20 protein-coding genes and 2 pseudogenes are annotated in these 24,055 nt (G+C 68.3%); 10 read left to right on the forward strand and 12 right to left on the reverse strand.

Annotated features, from left to right (window positions below):
• Positions 1 to 19: 19 nt before the first annotated feature.
• From ACI2JO_RS15890 to ACI2JO_RS15920, 7 genes and pseudogenes are all read left to right on the forward strand, one after another.
• Complete coding sequence (locus ACI2JO_RS15890) at positions 20 to 1,318, forward strand: lipopolysaccharide biosynthesis protein (RefSeq protein WP_404721593.1); 1,299 nt, start codon at positions 20 to 22, stop codon at positions 1,316 to 1,318.
• Positions 1,315 to 2,208 carry a glycosyltransferase gene (locus tag ACI2JO_RS15895; RefSeq protein ID WP_404721594.1) on the forward strand — a complete coding sequence of 298 codons (894 nt, stop codon included), beginning with the start codon at positions 1,315 to 1,317 and terminating at the stop codon, positions 2,206 to 2,208. The genes ACI2JO_RS15890 and ACI2JO_RS15895 overlap by 4 nt, the downstream gene beginning before the upstream one ends.
• A gap of 8 nt (positions 2,209 to 2,216) precedes the next feature.
• Positions 2,217 to 3,083: a family 16 glycosylhydrolase gene (locus tag ACI2JO_RS15900; RefSeq protein WP_404721595.1), complete on the forward strand. Its 867-nt coding sequence runs from the start codon at positions 2,217 to 2,219 to the stop codon at positions 3,081 to 3,083.
• Positions 3,080 to 3,892 carry an aldo/keto reductase gene (locus ACI2JO_RS15905; RefSeq protein ID WP_404721596.1) on the forward strand — a complete coding sequence of 271 codons (813 nt, stop codon included), beginning with the start codon at positions 3,080 to 3,082 and terminating at the stop codon, positions 3,890 to 3,892. The genes ACI2JO_RS15900 and ACI2JO_RS15905 overlap by 4 nt, the downstream gene beginning before the upstream one ends.
• Positions 3,889 to 5,562, forward strand: coding sequence for an FAD-dependent oxidoreductase (locus tag ACI2JO_RS15910; protein WP_404721597.1), 1,674 nt, complete (start codon positions 3,889 to 3,891; stop codon positions 5,560 to 5,562). The genes ACI2JO_RS15905 and ACI2JO_RS15910 overlap by 4 nt, the downstream gene beginning before the upstream one ends.
• A 113-nt stretch (positions 5,563 to 5,675) precedes the next feature.
• Positions 5,676 to 6,875: pseudogene (locus tag ACI2JO_RS15915) on the forward strand (esterase-like activity of phytase family protein); the annotation flags it as partial.
• 186 nt (positions 6,876 to 7,061) lie between these two features.
• Positions 7,062 to 7,169, forward strand: a pseudogene (locus ACI2JO_RS15920) (PEPxxWA-CTERM sorting domain-containing protein); the annotation flags it as partial.
• Positions 7,170 to 7,316: 147 nt separating this feature from the next.
• Here the strand turns inward: ACI2JO_RS15920 and ACI2JO_RS15925 are convergent.
• Both ACI2JO_RS15925 and ACI2JO_RS15930 read right to left on the reverse strand, forming a co-directional pair.
• Positions 7,317 to 8,675, reverse strand: coding sequence for a Coenzyme F420 hydrogenase/dehydrogenase, beta subunit C-terminal domain (locus tag ACI2JO_RS15925; RefSeq protein ID WP_404721598.1), 1,359 nt, complete (start codon positions 8,673 to 8,675; stop codon positions 7,317 to 7,319).
• Positions 8,668 to 9,738: a polysaccharide pyruvyl transferase family protein gene (locus ACI2JO_RS15930; protein ID WP_404721599.1), complete on the reverse strand. Its 1,071-nt coding sequence runs from the start codon at positions 9,736 to 9,738 to the stop codon at positions 8,668 to 8,670. Before ACI2JO_RS15930 ends, ACI2JO_RS15925 begins: the two co-directional genes overlap by 8 nt.
• A 95-nt stretch (positions 9,739 to 9,833) precedes the next feature.
• On the opposite strand from ACI2JO_RS15930, the gene ACI2JO_RS15935 reads away from it, so the two are divergent.
• Together ACI2JO_RS15935 and ACI2JO_RS15940 are read left to right on the forward strand one after the other, a co-directional pair.
• A complete protein-coding gene (locus ACI2JO_RS15935) occupies positions 9,834 to 10,223 on the forward strand; it encodes a hypothetical protein (protein ID WP_404721600.1) in 390 nt (129 codons plus the stop codon).
• A gap of 84 nt (positions 10,224 to 10,307) precedes the next feature.
• Positions 10,308 to 11,609: a UDP-glucose dehydrogenase family protein gene (locus ACI2JO_RS15940; RefSeq protein ID WP_404721601.1), complete on the forward strand. Its 1,302-nt coding sequence runs from the start codon at positions 10,308 to 10,310 to the stop codon at positions 11,607 to 11,609.
• Positions 11,610 to 11,781: 172 nt separating this feature from the next.
• Here the strand turns inward: ACI2JO_RS15940 and ACI2JO_RS15945 are convergent, their stop codons facing one another.
• Both ACI2JO_RS15945 and ACI2JO_RS15950 read right to left on the reverse strand, forming a co-directional pair.
• The gene (locus tag ACI2JO_RS15945; protein ID WP_404721602.1) at positions 11,782 to 12,372 is read right to left on the reverse strand and encodes a hypothetical protein; all 591 of its coding nucleotides are present in this window, start codon (positions 12,370 to 12,372) and stop codon (positions 11,782 to 11,784) included.
• Between the two features lie 74 nt (positions 12,373 to 12,446).
• On the reverse strand, positions 12,447 to 14,087 hold the full coding sequence (locus ACI2JO_RS15950) for a M28 family peptidase (protein WP_404721603.1): 1,641 nt from the start codon (positions 14,085 to 14,087) through the stop codon (positions 12,447 to 12,449).
• Between the two features lie 118 nt (positions 14,088 to 14,205).
• Here ACI2JO_RS15950 and pepN point away from each other — a divergent pair, with 118 nt between their 5' ends.
• Complete coding sequence (gene pepN / locus ACI2JO_RS15955; RefSeq protein ID WP_404721604.1) at positions 14,206 to 16,803, forward strand: aminopeptidase N; 2,598 nt, start codon at positions 14,206 to 14,208, stop codon at positions 16,801 to 16,803.
• Between the two features lie 303 nt (positions 16,804 to 17,106).
• Here the strand turns inward: pepN and ACI2JO_RS15960 are convergent, their stop codons facing one another.
• From ACI2JO_RS15960 to ACI2JO_RS15995, 8 genes are all read right to left on the reverse strand, one after another.
• Complete coding sequence (locus ACI2JO_RS15960) at positions 17,107 to 17,700, reverse strand: hypothetical protein (protein WP_404721605.1); 594 nt, start codon at positions 17,698 to 17,700, stop codon at positions 17,107 to 17,109.
• A complete protein-coding gene (locus ACI2JO_RS15965) occupies positions 17,693 to 17,953 on the reverse strand; it encodes a hypothetical protein (protein WP_404721606.1) in 261 nt (86 codons plus the stop codon). Before ACI2JO_RS15965 ends, ACI2JO_RS15960 begins: the two co-directional genes overlap by 8 nt.
• Positions 17,950 to 18,120, reverse strand: a complete 171-nt coding sequence (locus tag ACI2JO_RS15970; RefSeq protein WP_404721607.1) for a hypothetical protein — start codon at positions 18,118 to 18,120, stop codon at positions 17,950 to 17,952. The genes ACI2JO_RS15965 and ACI2JO_RS15970 overlap by 4 nt, the downstream gene beginning before the upstream one ends.
• Before the next feature lie 117 nt (positions 18,121 to 18,237).
• Complete coding sequence (locus ACI2JO_RS15975) at positions 18,238 to 19,200, reverse strand: glycoside hydrolase family 43 protein (RefSeq protein ID WP_404721608.1); 963 nt, start codon at positions 19,198 to 19,200, stop codon at positions 18,238 to 18,240.
• A 65-nt stretch (positions 19,201 to 19,265) separates the two neighbouring features.
• The gene (locus ACI2JO_RS15980; protein ID WP_404721609.1) at positions 19,266 to 19,895 is read right to left on the reverse strand and encodes a LysE family translocator; all 630 of its coding nucleotides are present in this window, start codon (positions 19,893 to 19,895) and stop codon (positions 19,266 to 19,268) included.
• Positions 19,896 to 19,898: 3 nt separating this feature from the next.
• Positions 19,899 to 22,571: a phosphoenolpyruvate carboxylase gene (ppc, locus tag ACI2JO_RS15985; RefSeq protein ID WP_404721610.1), complete on the reverse strand. Its 2,673-nt coding sequence runs from the start codon at positions 22,569 to 22,571 to the stop codon at positions 19,899 to 19,901.
• A 72-nt stretch (positions 22,572 to 22,643) separates the two neighbouring features.
• Complete coding sequence (locus tag ACI2JO_RS15990; protein WP_404721727.1) at positions 22,644 to 23,072, reverse strand: hypothetical protein; 429 nt, start codon at positions 23,070 to 23,072, stop codon at positions 22,644 to 22,646.
• A 16-nt stretch (positions 23,073 to 23,088) separates the two neighbouring features.
• Entirely contained in the window at positions 23,089 to 23,658 is a 570-nt protein-coding gene (locus ACI2JO_RS15995; RefSeq protein WP_404721611.1) for an HNH endonuclease, read from the reverse strand.
• Positions 23,659 to 24,055: the final 397 nt, after the last annotated feature.

The following is a 24,055-nucleotide window of genomic DNA, read 5'->3' on the forward strand; positions in this document are numbered from 1 at the left end:
ATCACCCGCGCGCCGCCCGATGGCTTCTTTTCCTCTCCAGAGCCTGACCGGGCGGCTCCGCGACCGGCGTCTGGCGCGACTCTTCGCGCTGGCCGACCAGGGGTTTCAGGGGCTCGGTAGCATCGCCGCCAGTGCGATTCTCGGCCGCCACCTGGCACCCGATGCCTTCGGCGCGGTCGGCGTCGCGATCGGCGCCTATTATTTCGTTGCGGGCTTCCACCGCTCGCTCATCACCCTGCCTTACGTCACCGAGCATCGCGACCAGGGCGATGCCGCCGACGATCGTCGCTACCATTCCGACTGGTGGTGGCTGAACGTCGCCGCCGCGCTGGTGCTGGCGGTCGGGCTGGTCGCGATCGCCGCGCTGGTACAGGTCACGCTGCCCGCGCAACGCTGGCTGGCCGAGCCGCTGCTGCTCGGCGCGGGGATCACCCCGCCGCTGCTCGCCGCCGACTTCGTCCGCCGCTGGTTCTACAAGCAGGAACGCGCGTGGCTTGCCGCACTCGTCTCCGCGCTGTTCTTCGTCGTGCTGATCGGCGGCGCGCTCGTCGCCGCCGCGACCCGCCCCGATGCGGTCGCCGGCGCGCTGGCGTGGGGCGTTTCCGCCACGCTGGCGACGCTGTTCGCGCTTCTGCTGCTCCGCCCGGCCGCCCCCGCGGCGGCGCGCGCGTGGCAGCGCTTCGCCCCGCATGGCCGCTTCGCGGGCTGGCTCGCGCTCAACATTTTCCCCTACACGGTCTACAGCACCGCGACGGTCGTGATCCTGATCGGCGCGCTGCTCGGCCCGGGCGCCGCGGCGGTGTTCACCGCGGCGCGCACGCTCACCAACCCCGCGGTCAGCATCGTCTCGGCGATCGACTCGACCGACAAGCCGCGCGCCGCCGCCGCGCTCGCAAAGGATGGCGGGCCGGGGCTGCGTCACGCGATTGGCAACACGCGCCGCACGCTGATCGTGCTCACCGGCGGCTATCTTGCCCTGGTCGCGCTCTTCGCGCATCCGCTGATCGCGCTCGTCTTCCACGGCCAATATGCCGGGGCCGAACAGAACGTGCAGCTGCTGTGCGCGGCCTTCTTCCTGTTCTGCCTCAACCAGCCGTCGGAGACGCTGCTGATCGTACTGCGCGCCAGCCGCACGATGTTCGTGACCCGCGCCGCGACCGCGCTGGTCACGCTCGCCGCGCTGGTGCTCGCGATCCCGCACGGCATTCCCGGCATGGCAATCGCGATCGCGGTCAGCCAGCTCGCCAATATCGTGCTGCTCACCATCGCCGAGCGCCACGCCCTCACCCGTCTCGCGCTGTCGGAGCCAATGGCATGACGATCCGCTTCTCCGTCGTGGTGCTCACCTATGCCCGCGACCAGATCCTTGCCGACACGCTGTCCCGGCTTCACGAATGTCTCGGACCGCGTGACGATTACGAACTGATCCTCGTCGACAACAATGCCGAGCGCGGCACGCGTGAATCGCTGCTCGATCGCTTTCCGCACCGCCAGTATCTGTTTTCAGGCAGCAACAAGGGCGTCCATGCGCGCAACGACGGCTTCGACGCGGCACGTGGGCCGATCATCGTGCTGCTCGATGACGACGTGCTGGTCGAGACACCCGAGATGCTCGACCTGTTCGCGGCCCGCTTCGACGAGGACGACCGGCTCGGCGCGATTACGGTGCGCAAGCACGTCCGCGGCGAGACGCGCCGCCGCGTCGACCTGATCCCGCACACCCGCAAGGACGTCGACCTGACGCAGCCGTTCCTCACCTTTCGCTTCGTTGGAGGGTGCGTGGCGTTCCGCACCGCCTGCCTGCGCGAGGTCGGCGGCTTCCTGCCCGACTTCTTCTACGGGCTGGAGGAGATCGAGCTGTCGTACCGGATCATCGATGCCGGCTGGCGGATACGCTACGATCCCGCGATCGCTTGCGAGGAGCTGGAGCACCCCGCCGGGCGGGACGGCAAGAAGCGCGTCCAGACACAGCGGCTGGCGAACAAATATATCATCAGCTATCTTCGGATGCCTTTCCCGGAGGTGCTGGTGAACGCCGCGCTCTTCACACCCTATCTGTTGATGCGTCAGCGCGGCCAGGCCAGCGTCACCGGCGCGGTGCGCAAGTTCCTCGACTGGCGCAAACGCAGCGACCGGCCGCAGCGCAAGGCGATCTCGCGTCAGACGGCGGCCTATATCCGCGAATGCGGCGGATCGGTGTGGAAATGATCGTGCGCATGGCGCTGCTCGCGGCGGCGATCTGGGGCGGGTGGACCGCAACTCCGGGCGGCGGCGCGGCGCTCGACCGCACACGGCTGCGCCCCACCTTCGCCGAGGATTTCGATCGCGGGCCCGATTTCTGGCACGCGGAGAAAAACCCGAAGGGGCGCTGGAAGACCAATTACTGGTTCGGCGTCCAGCCGACGCGCGCCGAGAAGGGCTGGGAGCCGCGCACGCTCGTCCCCAATGGCGAGCTGGAATATTACGGCGATCCCGCCGAGGGAATGTCCGCGTTCGAGTGGCAGCCCGGCGTGCTGACGATCGCGGCGCGCCCCAACCCGTTCCGCGCCGATCCGGTTACCAACCACCTGCCCTATCTGTCGGGGATGATCAGTTCAGAGCGGTCGTTCCACTTCACCTATGGCTATGTCGAGGCGCGCATCGCCTTCCCGAGTGGCAAGGGCATCTGGCCCGCCTTCTGGCTGCTCCCGGTGCCGGCGGTGAAGGACGGTAAGCAGCAACAGCCCGGCCCGATCGAGATCGACATCTTCGAATCGATCGGTGAACCCGGCAAACTCTATTTCACCTATTTCCCGAATTTGCCGAACAACCAGAAGAAGGGCGACGGGATGCCGTGGCAGAGCGGCACCGATCTGTCGCGATTCCACACCTACGGCATGATGGTGACGCCGAAGGAGCTGGTCTGGTATTTCGACGATCATGTCGTGCGCCGCGCGCCGAACAAGGATTATCACCAGCCGCTTTACATGATCCTCAACCTCGCGATCGGCGGCAACTGGCCGGGCGTACCGACCGCGGATCAGCAATGGCCGGCGCGGATGAAGATCGACTGGGTGCGCGGTTACCGGATCGCGGGCCAGTGACCGCCGTCTCGCGCCTCGGGCTGGGCGGCAGCAAGTTCGGCTCGTTCGCCAACCCCGCCCCGGCTGCCGACAGCGAGCGGCTGGTGCGCACAGCGCTCGACCTCGGCGTGACGCTGCTCGATACCGCCAGCATCTATGGCCAGGGCGACAGTGAGCGGATCATCGGCCGCGCGATCGCCGCGCGACGCGACGCGGCGTTCGTCGTCACCAAGGGCGGGCAGACCTTCTCCGCCAAATACCGGCTGCTGCGCACCGCCAAGCCGCTGATCCGTGCGGTGCTCGCACGACGCGGCGGCGCGGGCAATGCCGTCACCGCCCAGCGCGCCGATGCGATCAGCGCCGACTGGCGGCCGCGCGCGATCATCGCCAGCCTTGAGGCGTCTCTCAAGCGGCTGCGCACCGATCGTGTCGAGGCGTTCCTGCTCCACAGCCCGCCCGCCCATATCGCCGCTGATGCCGAGCTGGCGTTGGCGCTCGTCGCAGCCCGCGCCAGCGGCAAGGCGCTGCGGATCGGCGTGTCGTGCGACGATCTCGCCACGCTCGATGCCGCGCTCGACCAGCCCGGCTATGACGTGCTGGAGCTGCCATGGGACGTGCTCACCGCGCTCGGCAAGCGCGCCGACACGATTCGCGCGCGCGGGCATCTGGTGCTCGCGCGCGAGGTGGTGACGCTGCAACCCGGCCTCACCCCGGCGCAGGCGGTGGCGCGCGCGATCGCGCATCCCGCCGTCGACTGCACCGTGGTTGGCACCGGCAAGCCCGAACATCTGCGCGCGCTCGCCGCGATCGCGCGGGGGTCGGCGCGATGATCGTCGACGCGCGCCGCGCCGCACTGCCCGAGCGGATCGAGGCCGATCTGGTCATCGTCGGCGCCGGTCCGGCCGGAATCACGCTCGCGCTGACGCTGGAAGATGCCGGCTGGGACGTCGTGCTGGTTGAGGCCGGCGGCGATAAGTTCGACAAGGCCGGACAGGACTTCCTCCGCGCGCAGACGGTCTCTCCCGCCTCGCACTCCCCTGGCGAGATGTACCGTCGCCGCCAGTTCGGCGGTACCAGCGCGGTGTGGGGCGGGCGCTGCATCCCGTTCGATCCCGTCGATTTCGAAACGCGCGACTGGATGCCCGCTGCGCGCTGGCCGATCGCGCATGACGAGATCGCGCGCTTCTACCCGCAGGCGATGGCACTCGCCGAGGCGGGCGCGCTCGACATCACCGCGGCCGCCGCCGACCCGCGCGAGGCCGATCCCGCGCTACCCGGCACCGGCGACGATGCGATCACCGAGCGCATCGAGCGTTTCAGCCACCCAACCGATTTCGGCGGCTGGTACCGCAGGCGGCTCGCCGCCGCGCCACGGCTGCGCGTCCTCACCAACGCGCCCGTCGACCAGATCCTCACCGCAGACGACGGCGCAGTCGCCAGCGGTGTCCGCCTCCGCCTTCCCGATGGCATGAAGGTGACGGTCGCCGCGTCCCGCGTCGTGGTCGCGGCGGGCGGGATCGAGACCGCGCGGCTGCTGCTCGCCAGCGACGAGGCGCGCGCCTGCGGGCTCGGCAACGAGCACGATCTGGTCGGGCGCTATTACCAATGCCATCTGGAAGGCACGCTCGGCACGATCGCCTTCCACCCGCCCGCCGGGCACGACCGCTTCGACTATTTCCGCTCGCACGACGGCGTCTATTGCCGCCGCTATTTGTGGCTGTCGCCCCACGCGCAGCGGCGCGAGCGGCTGGCCAATATGGTGTTGCGCCCCGCGCATCCCAGCATCGTCGACCCGGCGCACCGCCATCCGGTGCTGTCAGCGATGTACCTCGCCAAGAACATGATCGTTCCCGAATATGCGCGCAAGATGACCGCGCTGGAGCATGATGCGCGCGCGCAGCGCGGCGGCTCGTCGGCGTCCTTCCATGCCGCGCATTTCCGCAACGTGCTGCTCGGATCGCCGCGACTGGCGGGGTTCGCGCTCGACTGGACGCGCCGCCGCATTCTCGCGAAGCGCAAGCTGCCCAGCGTGCTGCTCGCGGAGCCGGGCGGTGTCTACCCGCTCGACCTCAATGGCGAGCAGGAGCCGCACCGCGACAGCCGCGTCATGCTGGGCAGCGAGCGCGACGCGGCCGGCATGCGCCGCGCGATCATCGACTGGCGCTGCACGGCGGCGGACCGCGCGCGGATGATCGCAGGCGTGCGCGTAATCGCGGCGGCGGTGAACCGCAGCGGTCAGGCGACGATCACGCTCACCGATGACGAGGCGCAGGCGTGGAGCGACCATCCGGTCCCCGTCGGCGGCCATCATATCGGCACCGCGCGCATGGCGGACAGCGCGGCGGACGGCGTGTGCGACGCCAATGCCGAACTGTTCGGCACACGCGGCCTGTTCATCGCCGGCGCGGCGAGCTTCCCGACCTCCAGCTTCGCCAACCCGACGTTGACGCTGCTCGCGCAGACGTTGCGGCTCGCGGAGCATCTGCGCCGCACCGCCTGACCTGCCCGCCCCAAAGCGGGACAGGCAGGCACGGTGTCGCACGATCGTCGTACAATCGTCACGGCTGCGTAACAGCATGGCGTCAGGCGCGCGGTTAACAGGAGATTAACCTTATGCGCCGCTTCGCCCTGCTCGCCACCGCTGTCGCTACGCTCGCCCTCGCGCCTTCCGTGGCGGGCGCGGTCACGCTGATCTCGTCCTATTCCGTACCGAACGGCACCGACCTGTCGGGCTTCGCCAATGTCGGTGACAATCGCTTCGGCGGGTTCGGCTCGGACCTGAGCTACGACGCCAGCACCGGGACGTTCTGGAGCACCACCGATCGTGGACCCGGCGGCGGCGTGCTGTCCTATGCGCCGCGGTTGCAGGGCTTCACGCTCGATATCGACACGGGCGGCAAGATCAACGGCTTCACGCTGACCAACACTGTCCTCTACCATGACGGTGCGAACAACTATAACGGCCTCAACCCGCAATTGCTGAACGGCAGCGTCGCGGATCTCGGCCGCTCGCTCGATCCAGAGGGGCTGGCACGCCTGCCCAACGGCAATTTCCTCGTCTCCGACGAATATGGCCCCTCGGTCTACGAGTTCCGCACCGACGGCCAGTTCGTCCGCGCGTTCGAGGTGCCGTCCAACCTCGTGCCGCGCGACGGCAACGGCGGCGTCGATTATGTCGGCGGCGCGGGGTCGATCGCAACCGGACGACAGGACAACCGCGGCTTTGAAGGGCTGACCGTCAGCAAGGATGGCAAGACGGCCTATGCGATCCTGCAGGATCCGCTGGTGAACGAGGGCCGCGCGCCCGACGGGTCGGCGAACGGCGTTTACAGCCGCAACACCCGCATCGTCGAATTCGACGTCGCGACCGGCAAGCAGACGAAACAATATGTCTACCAGCTCGACTCGGTCGACGCGATCAATGCCGGGCTGACCAAGAACCCGTTCGATGCCGACAAGCAGGGGCGGTCGATCGGCGTCTCCTCGCTCCAGGCGGTCGGCGACAACAAGCTGCTGGTGCTGGAACGCGATAATCGCGGCTTCGGCGTCGATGATCCCAACGGGAAGAAGCAGGTCGGCGACAAGCGCGTCTATGAGATCGACCTGACCAACGCCACCGACGTCAAGGACATCAGCCTCGCGGGCACCAACACCTTGCCCGATGGCGTCAGTCCGGTTGCCAAGAGCGCGACCCCGTTCCTCGACATCGCCGCCGCGCTGAAAGCGGCGGGCTATGCCGTGCCCGAGAAGATCGAGGGTTTCGCGTTCGGGCCGCGGCTGGCGGATGGCAGCTACTCGCTGATCGTCGTTACCGACAACGATTATTCGGTCACGCAATCGGGCAGCGGTGAGCAGTTCGACGTCTGCACCGGCGGCGTTTCCGGCAAGGGCGGCAGCGCGCAGGTGAAGCTCGGCACGGCATGCCCGAAGGGCACGTCGCTGATCCCGAACATGGTCTACAGCTTCAAGGTCAGCGCTGACGAATATGCGAAGCTGACCGGCGCGGTGCCCGAGCCGAAGACCTGGGCGATGATGCTCGCCGGCTTCGGCGTGGTCGGCGCGGCGATGCGTCGTCGCCACAAGCCGGTCCGCCGCGCGCTGGTGTAAGTCTCCTCACCCCGGGGTGTGACCCCGGGGGTCCGCTCGGCGACCCCCGGGCTCGCCGGTGACACCCGCTCCGTTCGTGCCGAGCCGGTCGACGCACGTGTCGCACAGGCGGCCGTCCGACCCGCTCAGCGCGAGGGGATGCGGGTCCTAACGCCGGCGATCCGGCAGTACCCGGTCGACCCACGCCCCCAGCCGTCCGTGCGACCACGCCACCGCGCGATACACCGCCAGCACGCGCCGCGCCCAACCGGTATAGAGCCCCGTCCGTCCGGTGCGCAGCGCCACCCGCGCGATCCGGTGGCTGTCGCGCGCGATCATGTGCCGCATCCGGTAGACCAGTTTGCGCCGCACCGGCAGCGCCGCCGAGGGCGCGACGCGCTTCACCGGCCGCACCGCATCGCCCCCGCGCCGCCACGTCAGCCGATACGCCAGTCCCTCGCGGCGATGCCGGAACCCGGCTGCCTGCGTCTGCTCGACGAACCCCGCATCGACCTGGGTCAGGGCCAGCCGTCCGTCCGCCACCGCCCCCGCGATCATCGCATGGATCTCCGGCGAGCGCGCGATCACCACATTGGTCCCGCGCCCATCCGACGAATACGGCTCCACCCACGCATCGCCGAACGCGACATCGGCGGTCTCCGCGACCACATCGTCGCACCAGTCACACGCCGGGTTCTGGAAGAACCCCGCACCCCAGTCGCCATCGGCCAGATGCCACCAATCCTCGGCGCGCGCGCTGCCGTCATCCAGCGTCAGATGCGCGCGATACCAGTTGGCGGGACGACTGGCGTCCTTGATCCGGTAATCGACGCCACGCACCCGCTTGATCGGCGCGTCGAGCTGCCATGCGAAACTGTCGACCAGCCGTGCGCTTTTCTGATGTCCGCAGAACAGCCCGAGCAGGTGCGTCACCCGCTCGGCGATCACCGGATCGGTGCGCCGCAACAGGTGGAGCGCCTTGATGAAGCACGGCACCGCCACCACCGCATAGCGCCCCGGCGTCGCGCGGATCGCCGCGATCACCGCCGAAAGCTCGACCGGATAGTAACGCGACTTCGCGCCGCCCGCGATCTCGTCGGCATCGCGCGACAGCCGGTAGGAGAAGAATCGCCCATCCCCGTGCGGATCGGCAACGGGCGCGACATGCGCCACCGCGTCGACCGCACCGCTGCGCAGCAGCTCAGCCGCCACCCAGCTCACCATCCCGCCCGAGCTGCCATTGGCGCGAAACCCGCCCTCCGCAACATGGCCGACCCAGGACGATTCGAACCGCCCGAGCAGATCGCTGCGCCCCGGCGCGTCGGGGAAGCGCTCGGCGGCCAGCGCATCCTCGTTGGCCGCGGCCGGCGAGAACGGACACCGGGCCGCAAAATCCGCGCCGCCCGGCGTACCCGGCGCGGGCTTCCACAACCCGTCGCGGTCCATCCGCATCGCCGCACTACAGCCGCCACAGCCGATGCACAGCCCGGCGTCGACGATATCGTCCGGGCGCAACGCCTCAGCCAAGCGCCGCGCCCAGAAAGGCGGTCGATTGCGCGCGCAGCACGGCAATCCGATCGCCGATCCGCGCGTCGTGCGGCGCGGTCAGCAACGTGTCATACCCGGCATCGGCAGTTTCCGGTGCGACGATATGGGGCTGCGCATCGAGCGCTGCCGCCAGATCGCGCACCTTGTTGAACCGGTACGACGAAGGCGCGGTCACGAACGGTGTGCCGTGCACCAGCGCGAAGACGCAGCCGTGGAAGAAATTGGTGACCAGCGCACTCGCGCCCGCCACCCGCTCGGCAAATGCCTCCGGCCCGGCATCGATCTCCTGCGTATCGGCCCAGTCGTTGCGATAGCCGATGCTGTGCAGCCGGACATCGTGCCGCGTTGCCCACCGCCGCATCGCCTGCGCCAGCCAGTCGGGAAAGCCATGGCCATATACCATGGCATAGCGCTGCCCGTCCGGCATCCCGCGCGGCACGCGATCGGCGAACTGCAGCACCGGGTCGAGCACCAGCGGGGGTGTGTCGCCCAGCGCGCCGCCGACCAGCGCCTGCGCATTGGCGTCGCGCACCGAAATTGCGGTGAACCGCCGCAGCCGCTCGACCCATTCGTCACCGATCCCGTCGGCGGCGTCGTGGTTGCCGAAGCTGGCGGCATAGGAGATCAGTCGCGGCGCGCTCAGCCCCTCGCCGAAAAACAGAGGCGTCGAGGCGTACCATGGGTGGCGAAAATTCCAGACCTCGTCGCTTCCGACCACCACTGCGTCGAGCGGGGCAAGCGCCTCCGGCTCGTCAAGCGCGAACGCCGCCGAGCGCGGCAGGCGCTCGATCGCCGCCACGAACCGCCGCGCCTTCGCCTTGTACGCAGCCAGATCGGCGGCGTGCGTGCGTTCGGGCAGCGTCGGTTGCAACGCGCAGCGCCATTCGGCGCGCACCACCGCGTCGCTGTGATGGTCGAGCAGCTGCGCATCGTGCCCCATCGCGCGCACCCCCTCGACCAGACAGCGCGCCTGCCAGTAAGAGCCATAGTTGATGCAACGGTGAAAGGTCAGGATGCCGACCGGCGCGGAGGATTCGATCATTACCGCGACAATCTTCGTGAAGCGTCGCGGTTCCAGCCAGTTCGCGGCGCGGCGCGGATCATCTTTTCTCAACCCATCTGTGTTAATCCGGCACAATGGACATCGTGCACCTCTACAAATCGCTGATCGACCGGATCGTCGCCAGCAGCGGGTCGGCCGAGCTGCTGCACGTCCATGTCGGGCTGGCGATCTATCTGCTGACGCTGATGGTGGTACGGCAGCGGCGCGGCGGTGTCGTCGCGCTTCAGGCCGTATTCGCCGCCGAGCTGGGTAACGAGGTAATGGACTGGCTTGCTGCCAGCCCGCAATGGACATGGGCGGACACGATCTCCGATGTCGTGCTGACGCTGATGTGGCCCGCCGCCATCACCGCGGTGAATGCCTGGCGTCGACGCCGCTGGCGAAAGACCGTCGTCCGGGCAACGGCGCGGTCGGACGCAATTTCGATGCCGGCAAGCGGACGTGCACCGATTGCAACCACCTGAACGCTTGCCAGACGGCCGGTCGAGTCGCTAGCGGGCAAGGCAGGGATGCCGCCCGGAGGCGGTTCATTCAAGGGAGCGACCGTCTTGCGCATTACCATGATCGGTTCGGGCTATGTCGGCCTGGTTTCAGGCACATGCTTTGCCGACTTCGGCCATGACGTGATCTGCGTCGACAAGGACAAGGGCAAGATCGACCGGCTGCTGGCCGGCAAGATGCCGATCTACGAACCCGGCCTCGAGGACCTCGTCGCACGCAATGTCGCGGCGGGCCGACTGAAGTTCACCACCGACCTCAAGGAAGCGGTTGCGGGTGCGGACGCGGTGTTCATCGGCGTCGGCACGCCGACCCGCCGTGGCGATGGTCATGCCGACCTGTCCTACGTCTACGCCGCCGCCAAGGAGATCGGCGAGGCACTGACCGGCTATACCGTGATCGTCACCAAATCGACCGTGCCCGTCGGCACCGGTGACGAGGTCGAGCGGATCATCCGCGAGGCCGCACCGAATGCCGAATTCGGCGTCGTCTCGAACCCGGAATTCCTCCGCGAAGGCGCGGCGATCGACGATTTCAAGCGTCCCGATCGCATCGTGATCGGCTCGGGCGACGACCGCGCGACCGAGGTGATGCGTCAGGTCTATCGCCCGCTGTATCTCAACGCCGCGCCGATCCTCGTCACCGCGCGCCGCACCGCCGAGCTGATCAAATACGCCGGCAATGCGTTCCTTGCGACCAAGATCACCTTCATCAACGAGATCGCGGACCTGTGCGAAAAGGTCGGCGCCGACGTGAAGGACGTCAGCCGCGGAATCGGGCTCGACAATCGCATTGGGTCGAAGTTCCTGCACGCCGGGCCGGGCTACGGCGGCTCCTGCTTCCCCAAGGACACGCTTGCGCTGCTCAAGACCAGCCAGGACTATGACGCGCCGCAGCGGATCGTCGAGGCGGTCGTGGCCGTCAACGACAACCGCAAGCGTGCGATGGGCCGCAAGATCATCCATGCGATGGGCGACGACGTCCGTGGCAAGACCATCGCGGTCCTCGGGTTGACCTTCAAGCCGAACACCGACGACATGCGTGATTCGCCCGCGATCGCGGTGATCCAGGCGTTGCAGGACGCCGGCGCCAAGGTGAAGGCGTTCGATCCCGAGGGCACCGAGCAGGCGAAGCTGGTGCTCGACAACATCGATTACTGCGACGGTCCGTATCAGGCGATCGAAGGTGCCGACGCGCTGGCGATCGTCACGGAATGGGACGAATTCCGCGCGCTCGACCTGCCGCGCGTGAAGTCGCTGCTCAAGGAGCCGATCCTGATCGACCTCCGCAACATCTACACGCCCGCCGAGGTGAAGGCCGCCGGCTTCCGCTACACCAGCATCGGCCGCTGATCGAAGAAGCGGGGCGGCGAACCGACGTTCGTCGCCCTGCTTCTTCTCTCGCCACCGTCGTCCCCGCGAAGGCGGGGTTCCAGAACCGCCGACGTTCCGTTCCATCGCCCGACCTGCGCGTCTGGATCTCCGCCTCCGCGGGAATGACGGAACGATGGGCTGACCGGAACGCCTACCCAGCCGGCAGACACTCACGCCGCTGATCGACCCGGTCCGCCCCGCCCGGCGCGCGGGTCAGCACCGACAGCGCACGGCACGTTTGCCCGCCATCCGCCTCCACCTCGCCCGCGACGACGAAGCCGTGCACCTGCCCGGCCGACTCATACCATTCCTGCACCTCGCCACTGCGCAGTGCCGCCGCGATCGCCGTCGCCCGGCTGCCGCTATCCTGTGGCAGGTCGTCGGCCACGATCGGCTTCGGCGACGGTGTCGTCGCCGCGAACGGGGCAGCCGGGCGCACGGCTCGCACGACCACAATCGGCGGCGGCGGGACGATCACCCGCTGCGGCACCGGCACGCTCACCGCATAGGTCGGTGCGCGCCTCGGCGGCGCATGGGTCGCCGCCATCGACAGCCCGCCCGCGCTCACCGCCAGCACCACGCCCAGCACCCCCGCCGCGCGCCAGCCGCCGCCCGATCGCGCCCGCGCCGGCTCGTAGAACGGGTAGTGCGGCCCCGGCGGCGCGCAGCGATATTCGCGCGTGATCCGGAGCGGCCCCAGCTCGATCGTCGTGCGGCGGATGATGTCACGCGCGTCGGTCACTGTCGCTCCCCAGACCAGCACCCTTCATCGGTCGCCACGCCGCGCTTGACAAGCACGCTCACCTCGCCGTCGCTTCACGGCGCCATCGGACCATCGAACAACAGCCCGAAATAATCGCCCTTGTTCCACACCGGCCGCTGCGGCGCATCGGCGATCTCGCGCGCGATCCGGTAATTGGCGTCGACGAAACGCACGCCCTGATCCCACAGGATCGGCTGCGTCAGATCGTCGCACGGCTTGTGGTAGCAATTGCTCATGAACGTCTCGATCGCCGCCTTGCCCGGCCCCTTCTCCCCCGGCCACAGGAACACCGAGGGCACGCCCTTCTGCACGAAGCGATAATGGTCGGAGCGGACGAAGATCGCCTGTTCGGGCATTGGATCGGGCGACAGTCCGACGCCGATCCCCGCCACCGCGCGCGCGATGATCGGCCCCAGCGTCGAGCGATCGCCCCCGAACGCCACCATATCCTCGAACTTGTAGGTCAGGATCGGCATGTCGAGGTTCACGTCGGCGACGATGTCGCCGATCGGCACGGTCGGATGGTTCGCGAAATAGTCGCTGCCGACCAGCCCCTTCTCCTCGGCGGTCACCGCGAGGAACAGGATGCTGCGCTTCGGCGCAGCCGCGGTCTTGAAGCGCCTGGCGGCTTCGATCAGGCTCGCGATCCCGACGCCGTCGTCGAGTGCGCCGTTGTAGATCGTGTCGCCGTTGACCGCCGTGCCGACCCCGACGTGGTCGAGATGCGCGGAAAGCACCACGGTCTCCTTGCCCAGCGCCGGGTCGCTGCCGGGGATCATGCCGATGACATTGCTGCTCGGGATCGGACGGTAGGTGGTTTCGCTCGCGATCGACAGCGTCCCCGTGGCCGTCGCCGGCCGCACCTTCAACGTCTTGCGCGCCGCCCCTTTGGCGAGCGCCGGCCAGGCACGACCGAACAGCTTCGCCGCCCCCGCCGGCGACAGCGTCCCCAGCAACGGCGCGCCGCTGGCGTTCCCGGTGCCGTCGGGGCGCGCCCAGGTGATCCGCTCGGCGGCATAGCCCTTCGTCACCGCCGCGAACGACGGTGCGCCGCGCCCGGCCTTGCGCAGATCGGCGATAGCCACGATGCCCACCGCGCCATGTTTCGCCGCCGCGCTCTGCCGCGCCGCCGCGCTGCCGAACGTCGCCGCCACCTCGCTCGGCAACCCCGCAGGCGCGCCGCCGACATAGGCGACGATCTTCCCGCGCACATCGACGCCCGCATAATCGTCCAGCCCGTATTGCGGCGCTTCCAGTCCATAGCCGACGAACACCACCGGCGCGGCGACATTGGTCGCCTTCGACGCCGGATTGGCCGCCGGGGTGAAGTCCTTGCCGAACGCCAGCGGCATCGCGGTGCCGCCCGTCGCGGTCCATGACGCTTTCCCCTCGCCCGCGATCTTGTAGCCGGTCAGCGGCACCTTCTGCAGATAGCCGCCGTCGTCGCCCATCGGCTTGAGCCCGGCGGCATAGAATTGCGCCGCGACATATTGCGCGGCGATGTCGAACTCGGGCGAGCCGACGTCGCGCCCCTTCATCGCGTCCGAGGCGAGAAACATCACATGCGCCTTCATCGCCGCCTGATCGGCGGGCAGCGGCGCGTTGAGCGCGGCATTGCGCGCGGCCGGCGTGGTCTGGGCGAGGGCAGTGGCGGAAAGCGCGAGCAACGGGAGGAAAGCGAACGAACGAAACATGGACACGCCCGGTGGAAGAGGAAGGATTGCTGACCTTAGAAGCGCAGATGGTTGCCGTCGAGACGATCGCGCGGCTTTCGGATGGAACCCGCGCCGGCTTTTCGTCATAGTCCGTGCCATGGCCGATGCCCGCACCACCCCCGTCACGCCCGCCGCCACGCGCCGCAGCGATTATACCCCGCCCGCGTGGCTGGTGCCGCAGGTCGCGCTCGACTTCGCGCTTGACCCGGTCGCCACCCGCGTTCGCGCCCGGCTCCACGTCACCCGCAACGGCGCGCACGACACCCCGCTCCGCCTCGATGGCGCGGGGCAGGTGCCGCTGTCGGTGACCGTCGACGGACAGGCGATCAACGACTGGCGGATCGAGGGCGAGCAGCTCGTCGTCCCGTTGACCGGCGACGCGCATGTCGTCGAAACCGAGGTCGAGATCGCGCCCGACCGCAACACGCAGCTGATGGGGCTTTACGCCTCGGGCGGCAATCTGTGCACGCAATGCGAGGCGGAGGGCTTCCGCCGCATCACCTGGTTCCCCGACCGGCCCGACGTGCTCGCGACCTACCGCGTGAAGATGACCGCCGACAAGGCGCGCTTCCCGGTGCTGCTCGCCAACGGCGATCCCGTCGCGCAGGGCGACAATGCCGACGGCACGCACTGGGCGGAATGGCACGATCCCTGGCCCAAGCCGTCATACCTCTTCGCGCTGGTCGCGGGCGATCTCGCGGTCAATCGCGACAGCTTCACCACCCGCTCGGGGCGCGAGGTGCAGCTCGGCATCTGGGTGCGCACCGCCGACCTGCCCAAGACCGACCATGCGCTGAACGCGCTCAAACTGTCGATGGCATGGGACGAGCGCGTCTATGGCCGCGAATACGATCTCGACGTGTTCAACATCGTCGCGGTCGACGATTTCAACTTCGGCGCGATGGAGAACAAGGGGCTGAACATCTTCAACAGCCGCTACATCCTCGCCGATCCCGACACCGCCACCGATTACGATTACGACGCAATCGCCGCCGTGGTCGCGCACGAATATTTCCACAACTGGTCGGGCAACCGCATCACCTGCCGCGACTGGTTCCAGCTAAGCCTCAAGGAAGGCTTCACCGTCTATCGCGACCAGGGCTTCTCCGCCGATCAGGGCTCGGCTGCGGTCAAGCGGATCGAGGACGTCCGCGGCCTGCGCGCTGCGCAGTTCCCGGAGGATGCCGGCCCGCTCGCTCACCCGGTTCGCCCGGAAAGCTATATTGAGATCAGCAACTTCTACACCGCCACCATCTACAACAAGGGCGCGGAGCTGATCCGCATGATGGCGACGATGCTCGGGCCGCAACGCTTCCGCGCCGCCTGCGACCTGTATTTCGACCGCTTCGACGGCACCGCCGCGACCTGCGAGGATTTCGTCGCCTGCATGGAAGAGGGCGGCGACATCGACCTCACGCAATTCCGGCTTTGGTACAGCCAGGCCGGCACCCCGCGCGTCTCCGCCTCGCTGGTCAACGAACCCGGCAGCGGCCGTGCGACGCTCAACCTTGCGCAGAAGATCCCCGAAACCCCCGGCCAGCCCGTCAAGCACCCGCAGGTCCTGCCGCTGCGCATCCGGCTGTTCGGCGGCGACACGGGCCAGCCGCTCGGCGACGAGCAACTGGTGATCCTCTCCGACGCCAGCGCAAGCGTGACCTTCGAGACCGTCACCGAACGCCCGGTCGTCTCGCTCAACCGTGGCTTCTCCGCGCCGGTGATCGTCGAGAGCGACCGCAGCGCCGAGGATCTCGCCTTCCTCGCCCGTCACGACGACGACGCCTTCGCACGCTACGAGGCGATGCAGCAGTTGATGCTCGACACGCTGATCGCCGCCACGGTCGAGGGTAAGGCCGATCCGCGCGCGGTGGTCGAGGCGGTCGCCGACACGCTCGACGACCCCACGCTCGACCACGCGTTCGTCGCCGAGGCGGTCTTGCTGCCCTCGGAAAACTTCATCGGCGACCAGTTGAGCGTCGTCGATCCCGAAGCGATTTTTCGCGCGCGCGAGGATTTACGCGCCACGCTCGGCCGCGAGCTGGGCGCGCGCTGGCGCGCCGCGGTCGATCCCGCGCTGCGTCGCTCCTATGCCTATACGCCCGAAGACAAGGGCATCCGTCGTCTACGGAGCGTCGCGCTCAGCTATCTCGCCGCTTCCGGAGTCAGCGATGCTCCGGCACTGGCATGGGCGCAATTCGAGGCGGCCGACAACATGACCGACCGGCAGGGGGCGCTGTCGGTGCTGGTCAACGGTCAGTCATCCGAGCGCGAGCGCGCGCTCGATCAATTCTACACCCGCTACGCCGACAATCCGCTGGTGCTCGACAAATGGTTCCAGACGCAGGCGCTGTCGTCGCGCGACGATACACCCGAACTGGTCGCCGAACTCGCCCGGCATCCCGATTTCACACTCGCGAATCCCAATCGCGCGCGCGCGCTGGTGGGTGCTTTCTCGGTCAATCAACGTGCTTTCCACGCCGCGGGCGGCGCCGGCTATCGCTGGCTGACCGACCAGTTGCTGGCGCTCGACAAACTCAACCCGCAGACTTCGGCACGGCTGCTGCCGCCGCTCGGCCGCTGGCGTCGCTTCGATCCCGTCCGCTCGGCGGCGATGCGCGCAGAACTGGAACGAGTCGTCGCGATCCCGGGGATCAGCAAGGATCTGTTCGAACAGGCCTCGAAGAGTCTGGAGGGATAACCAACTCCTTCTACCCTTCAGGGGAGGGACCGGGGGTGGGGGAAGTCCAACTGCCCCGACCCTAAGAAGCGGGGCCCAGCCCCAACCTCATCCCTCTCCAGAGGGGAAGTCGCGAAGTTGACTCAGACCGCCGCAGCCAACTCCACCTTCGCGTCGCGCTCGACGCGGCGCTGCTCGGTACGCCGCGATTGCGCGGCCATTTTCATCCACGCATCCTCTGACCGCCGGCAGCGTTCGCGAACGTTATCCAGCGTGGTTTCCTGACCATCGCGGCGGTGTTGCGCGGCGATCGCTTCGAAGCGTTCATATTCCTTGATGACCGGCCCCTTCGGTTTTCACGGACGGCACGCGCACGACCTGCGCCGCCAATTCATCGTACAGGTCGCAGACCTCCAGTAACGCGCGACTGCCCAGGTGTATCCGTTCGCCCAGCGTAAAGCGGCGTAGTGTCCCGCCCGGCCCCGACCAGCCGACCGTCATATGGCTGCCGCCACGCACGTCGGCGCGCCGCGCGGCGCCCTGCGTGTAGCGAAAGGTCGCGCGCGCGCGCGCCATCCCGGCCAGCCGCTCGACACCCCATGACGCTTCCGCGCAGAACGTCACCAGCTTGCTCCCGGTGTTGCGCTGGTGTGCGCGGACCGGCTGCCCGGCATGGTCCGCCGCCGCATCGAGCAGCACATGCAGCAGCCGGTCCAGCTCGCCGATCCAGTTGCCGATCACGCGCGAGCGGACCAGCCGGTCGCCGTCATCCCAGCATTGATCGAGCCACGGCCGGTCGATTTGCGTGCGCAGGAACGCAGTCGCGCGCGCCAGTGTCACCGCTGCCTGATCGCGCGCCGCCGCGCTCAACGCCGTGTCCGGTCGCGCAGCCGGCCGCGCCGGCGCGGCATCACGCAACCTTCGCGCCGTGATCGAGCGCACGGATCATCGCCTCTACCCGCGCGCACGCCTCGACGCTCTCGCCCGCCAGATGCAGCGGGGTCGCGCCCAGCCCCTCGTGATCGGCGTTGAGGAACGGCAGCGCCGCCGATGCGCCCAGCCGCTCGATCGCCAGCCGCGTCACGCGGCTCTGCCGCTCGGCACTCTCGGGATCGTAGCGGACGCGCGCGGCGCGGAAGGTGCGCGTGGCGCGCGGCTGTTCGTCGCTCATGCGGCGACGAAGGTCCGGTCGGTGCCCAATGCGGTCTGCGCGCTGGCGATCTGCCGCGCATAGCGACCGGCGAGTTGCACATGCGCCATGCGCGCCTCGCTGCCGCGGGCGGCGGCGGCCATCATCATCGACACCTGATGCCGATGGAAAAGATAATTGAGGTCCATGCGCTGGCTCCCGGATGACAAGCGGGAGCGCGGCGTCTCTCAGCCGTCGGTGCTTGTGGGCAATCTACCGACGATGCGGGAGTGTAACACGGATCGGCAGCTTAACCTAATCGGGGCTCAGCCCGGTCCTTTCGCCAGCCCGTCGATCAACCGGCGCGGCACGCGCGCCAGCGAACCGTGCCGGGCGCCCTTCGGCATCGACAGCGCGGGCGTCACGTCGTGCCAGGTCACGAAATCGCGCGTCGCCGCCGCACCCCAGCGCCCTTCCAGATAGATGTCCCAGTAACATAGCGTCTCGCCGCGCACCGTCGCCGTCATCGGCCCCTCGACCCAGGACTTGGTGAACGGCGCGGAGAGCGTTCCGAACGGTCCGGTCGGCGACGCCGCCGCGACGCTGCGCAGATGCTTGCGCGGCGGGTGCAGCGTCTCGTCCTTGACGATCAGGTGCAGCGCGCCGTCCGGCCCGTGCGCGAACGTCCCGTCGATCACGCTGAAGCCGGGATCGTACAGCACCTGCGGTTCGCTGAACGTCGCGAAGTCACGCGTCGTCACATACCACAGCCGGTGGTTGTACCCGGTCTCCGACGTCCCCTCGGTCTCCGCGAAGCGTCCCTTCACCGTGCTCGACCAAAAGACGACATAGTGCCGCGCGCTGGCGTCCCAGATCGCCTCGGGTGCCCAGCAATTGCGCGCGCCCGGCACCGACGCCATCACCGGCAGCGCGCGCTGCGGCGACCAGTGGCGCAGGTCGCGGCTGGTGGCGTGCCCGATCGTCACCCCCTCCCACCCGGTCGTCCACACCAGATGCCACAGCGCGTCGCGCCCGGCGTCCCGGAACAGGAATGGATCGCGCATCAGCTTCGCCTCGCCGACCACGGGGCGCAGAAAGCTCGCGCCGCCAGCGAGATTCCGGAACGCCAGTCCATCGTCGCTGATCGCAAAGCGTAAGCCCGTCGCCTCGTCGCTGCCGGTACCGAAATAGGCGAAGAGCAACGGATCGTCATGCTTCGTCGCCACCGCAGATGTGGCGAAGGGGGCCGCCCCAAGCGCCCCCAGGATCGCACGGCGATCGAACAACATCAGCGCACTTATAATCTTATTATTGGTGGCCACCGGTGCGACAGTTCGCCGTCGTTCGCAACCGGTCAGCGCGGCGCGCGCATCGCCGCCATCGCAAGGCCCGCGCCCAGCACCGTGCCGCCACCCGCGCGCTGCGTCCACACACGGGCGCGCGGATGTCGCAACCACCCGGACGCCCGCGACCCGGCGAGCGCGTACAGGCTGTCGCTCACCCCCGCGATCAGCGTGAAGGTCGCGATCAACACCGCTGCCTGCGGCACGAACGGCGCATCGGCGCGGATGAACTGCGATGCGAAGGCGACGAAGAACAGGATCGTCTTTGGATGGAAGGTACCGACCGCGACATTGGTCGCGAACGCCGCGCGCGGGCTTACCACGCGCCGCGGCACATCGTCAGCGCCCGCCGCCGCGCCGCTGCGCACGATCGCCAGCGTCCCGATCACGATCAGATACGCCGCACCGATCCATTTGAGGATCGTGAACGCCAGCGCCGACGACGCCAGTACCGCGCCCGCGCCCGCCAGCGACACCGTCATCGCGATCATGTTGCCGACCGCCATCCCCGCTACCGAGGCGAGCGCGGTGCGCCTACCCGAGCTGAACGCGAAGCCGATGATGCTGGCGACCCCCGGCCCGGGGATGATCGCCATCACCACCGACGCGCCCGCGAACACCCACCACGCGTGCCAGTCCATGCCTTACCCCGAATTGCGCAACGCGGTCGCGATCGCGTTGATCGACAGCAGGATGCCCTGCCGCACGCGCTCGTCTTCCTCACCGGCACGATGACGCTTCATCAGCTCGATCTGCAACAGGTTGAGCGGCTCGATGTACGGCAGCCGCAGCCGGATCGACGCATCCAGCGCCGGATGCTTCTCCAGCAGATGCGCCTGCCCGGTCACGTCGAGCAACCCGTCATGCGTCTGCTTCCAGCCGTCGCGGATCCGCCCGAACACATGGTCGCGCAACGCCTGATCCTCGACCAGCCCGGCATAGCGCTCCGCCAGCCCCATGTCGGACTTGGCGAGCACCATCTCCATGTTCGCCAGCGTCGCGGCGAACAGCGGCCAGCCCTGCGCCATGTCGCGCAGCAACGCGCGATCCTCGAACGCCGCGATCGCCTGCCCGACGCCGTACCAGCCCGGCAGCATCACCCGCGCCTGCGCCCAGCTGAACACCCACGGAATCGCGCGCAGATCCTCGATCGCGTCGGACTGTTTGCGGCTGGCCGGACGGCTGCCGATCTTGAGCCCGGCGATCTCGGCGATCGGCGTCATCTGGCGGAAGAAGGTGCGGAAGCCCTCGGTCTCGTACACCAGCCCGCGATAGGCGCGGAACGCGTCGCCCGACATCCGGTCCATCGCCGCCGCGAATGTCTCGTTGTCGCCGTTCGACAGCGCCTCGGGCTCGAGGCTCGCGATCAGCGTCGCCGAGGCCATTGCCTCCAGATTGGTCGCCGCACTCTCGCGGGTGCCATATTTGCCCGCGATCACCTCGCCCTGTTCGGTGATGCGGATGCGGCCCTGCACCGTCCCCGGCGGCTGCGCGCGGATCGCCGCGAAGCTGCTGCCGCCACCGCGCCCGACCGCGCCGCCGCGCCCGTGGAACAGCTGCATCCCGACGCCGACCTCGTCGAACACCGGTTTCAACGCGGTCGACGCCTTCGACAATTGCCAGGTCGAGGTCAGATAGCCGCCGTCCTTGTTGCTGTCCGAATAGCCGATCATCACTTCCTGATGCCCGCGCGCGGTCGCGATCGCGCGCACCTCGGGGATCGCGAACCATTCGCTCATGATCGCCGGCGCGGCTTCCAGATCCTCGATCGTCTCGAACAGCGGCACCGCCATGATCGCCGCGCTGGCCGGCGGCCCCGGCCGATACAGACCGACCTCCTTGAGCAGCAGCTGCACTTCGAGCAGATCCGACACCGACTTGGTCATCGACACGATATATTGCCGGATTGCCGCCGCGCCGTAGGTCGCATGCGCATCGGCCGCGGCCTGCACGATCGCCAGCTCGCCCGCGGTCTCCTCCGAATACTCGGCGAAGCGCGTCGTCAGCGGGCGCGGCGTCGCCAGTTCCTGCCGCAGCAGCATGACGCGCGCATCCTCGTCGAGCGCGGCATAATCGGCGCACACCCCCGCGACCTTGAGCATCTCCGCGACGACGCGCTCGTGCACCGCGCTGTTCTGGCGCAGGTCGAGCGTCGCGAGGTGGAAGCCGAACACGTCGACCGCACGGATCAGCCGCCCGATCGCCCCGCCGCTGCCCAGCAGCCCGTCGCCGCCGTCCGACAAGGGCCGGGCAATCGCGATCAGATCGGCGCGCAGCGCCTTGGGGTCGGGATAAGGGTCGCCCTTCAACGGCCCCGGCCGCGGCGCCGGCTGACCGGTCAGCTTCGTGTAGGTCGCGGCGGTGCGCGCATAGATCCCCGACAGCGCACGCCGGTACGGCTCGTCGCTGCGCGTCTCGGAGGTATCGCCGCTCGCATCGGCCAGCGCCTGCACGCCCGCATCGACCGTCGCATGATGCGCCGAGATCGACAGCTCCGCCCCCATCGCGTGCAATTGTTCGAGGTAGAAGCCCAGCACCGCCTGCGCCGCCTTGGCCAATGCGGTGCGCAGCGAGTCGGCGGTAACGAACGGGTTGCCGTCGCGATCGCCGCCGATCCAGCTTCCCGGACGCAGGAAGGACGGCACCCGCCCGCCCAGCGCGCGGTCCCAGCGCTGGTAGAGCGCCGGCAGCACCGGCAGGAACACGTCGCGCAGATAGCTCAGCGCGGTTTCGACCTCGTCGACCACATACAGCCGCTCGCGCCGCAGCACGCGCGTCTGCCACAGCAACGCCACCTGCCGCACGATCGCCTCGTCGACCAGATCGCCGTCCGCGGTCGTCTCCACCCCGCGATCGCGCAGCGCCATCAGTTGCGCGATGCGATTGCGGTGGTCGATCATGCTCTTGCGCCGCACCTCGGTCGGGTGCGCGGTCAGCACCGGCGCGACCAGCGCCTGTTCGAGCAACGCGCGGACGCGATCGACGCCGACCCCCGCCTCCTTCAGCCGCGCCAACGCCGCCGCGACATCCGCGCCCTCTTCCGCCGCAATCCCCTGCCGATCCTCGGCAAGATTGGCGAGCATCGAGAACAGCATGAACCCGCGCACGAAATCGAGCGTCTCGTCGATGTCGAGCGCGCCCAGCTCGGCATCCGCCGACGCCTGATGGTTGCCGCGATGCCGCTCGACCGAGGCGGAGCGGATCGCCTCGGTCCGCTCGTACAATGTCTCCCCGCCATAGGCGCGGATCACATCGCCCAGCACACGGCCGAGATAGCGGACATCGGGATTGTTCGTGATCGGGGGCAGCGTGCTCATGCGGCCTTGCTGCGCTGCCGCAAGGGCGGGGTCAACGATTGTTTGCTGCCCGGACACGATCGTAGACGATCTTTAGTTGCGCGGCGCGGTCGTATTGGCGGGCTCTTCGGCCGGCGTCGGCAGATCGACCTGCTTCAGCTCGCGCGCGCGCTCGCGCTCGTCGCTGGTCACGGTGCCGTCGCGGTTGATGTCCTGCGCATCGAACCGCGCCATCATCCACGCGCTCCATTCCTCGTTCGAGATCGCGCCGTCCTTGTTGCGGTCGATCTGGTCGAAGCGCGGCAGCAGCCGCTTGGAAACCTCGTTCCGCGTCAGCTTGTCGTCGTTGTTGACGTCGAGCCGGCGAAAGCGGCGCTCCACCACCCCGCCGAAGTCGAGCCGCGACATCACGAACGGCGGTACGTAATTGGCCAGCGCCGCCTGCTCCTCGGGCGAAGGCTCAGCCGGCTTCGAACATGCGGCAAGCGCCAGTGCGCCTGCAACCACCACCATCACCCGCATGTCCGTCACGTCTCCATCAAGCGTCCAGCTCTACATCCCAGTATAGCCAATCGTGCCACGTCTCATGCAGATAATTTGGCGGAAAGCGACGCCCATGTTCCTGCAACTGCCAGCTGGTCGGCCGGATCGGCTCGATCGCCAGCGGCATCGCCGCCTGCTTGGGCGTCCGCCCGCCCTTCTTCAGATTGCACGGGGCACAGGCGGTGACGACATTCTCCCATGTCGTCCGCCCGCCCTGCGCGCGCGGCACGACGTGATCGAACGTCAGGTCGCGGACATGGCTGCCGCAATATTGGCAGGCGAAGGTATCGCGCAGGAACAGGTTGAAGCGCGTGAAGGCCGGAAATTGCGATGGCTTCACGAATTGTCGCAACGCGATCACCGACGGCAGTCGCATCGTCAGATTGGGGCTGTGCACCTCGCGCTCGTAATGCGCGACGATGTCGACGCGTTCGAGGAACACCGCCTTCACCGCGGTCTGCCACGGCCAGATGCTCAGCGGATAATAGGACAGCGGCGTATAATCGGCATTGAGCACCAAGGTCGGACAGGAGTCCGGGTGCCGCATCAGGTCGGGATGGAACACGTCAAAACGTCTCCCTTACCTTGCTTGGTCGTGCCGCGTGCTTTCGCGCCGCGGCGTGACGCCATGATGACAGCACGCGCCAACCGCATCAAGAGTCGGCGGGATGGCCCCTTCGCGCTTCCCTCTCCCCTGCGTCACCCCAAACAAAGTCCGCGACGACGAAGAAAGAACCGTCGCCTCTGCGAAGGCAAGGGGCCCATGTCTGTCGCGTACCGTGAAGGATCTGACACAAGAGCCATCGCGCCTGTGTCAGATGGCGCGACACACGACACAGACATAGGCCCCTGTCTCCGCAGGGGCGACGCAGGTTTCACCGCAGCCCTTCCCATCATCGCGGGATTGCTGCGACGCTCCACCGCCCGCCGGAAAGAAGACGCACGCGTGACTGCGCCCTGCC

It is taken from the genome of Sphingomonas sp. NPDC079357 (genome assembly GCF_044901155.1).
In the GTDB taxonomy this organism is placed as follows: domain Bacteria; phylum Pseudomonadota; class Alphaproteobacteria; order Sphingomonadales; family Sphingomonadaceae; genus Sphingomonas.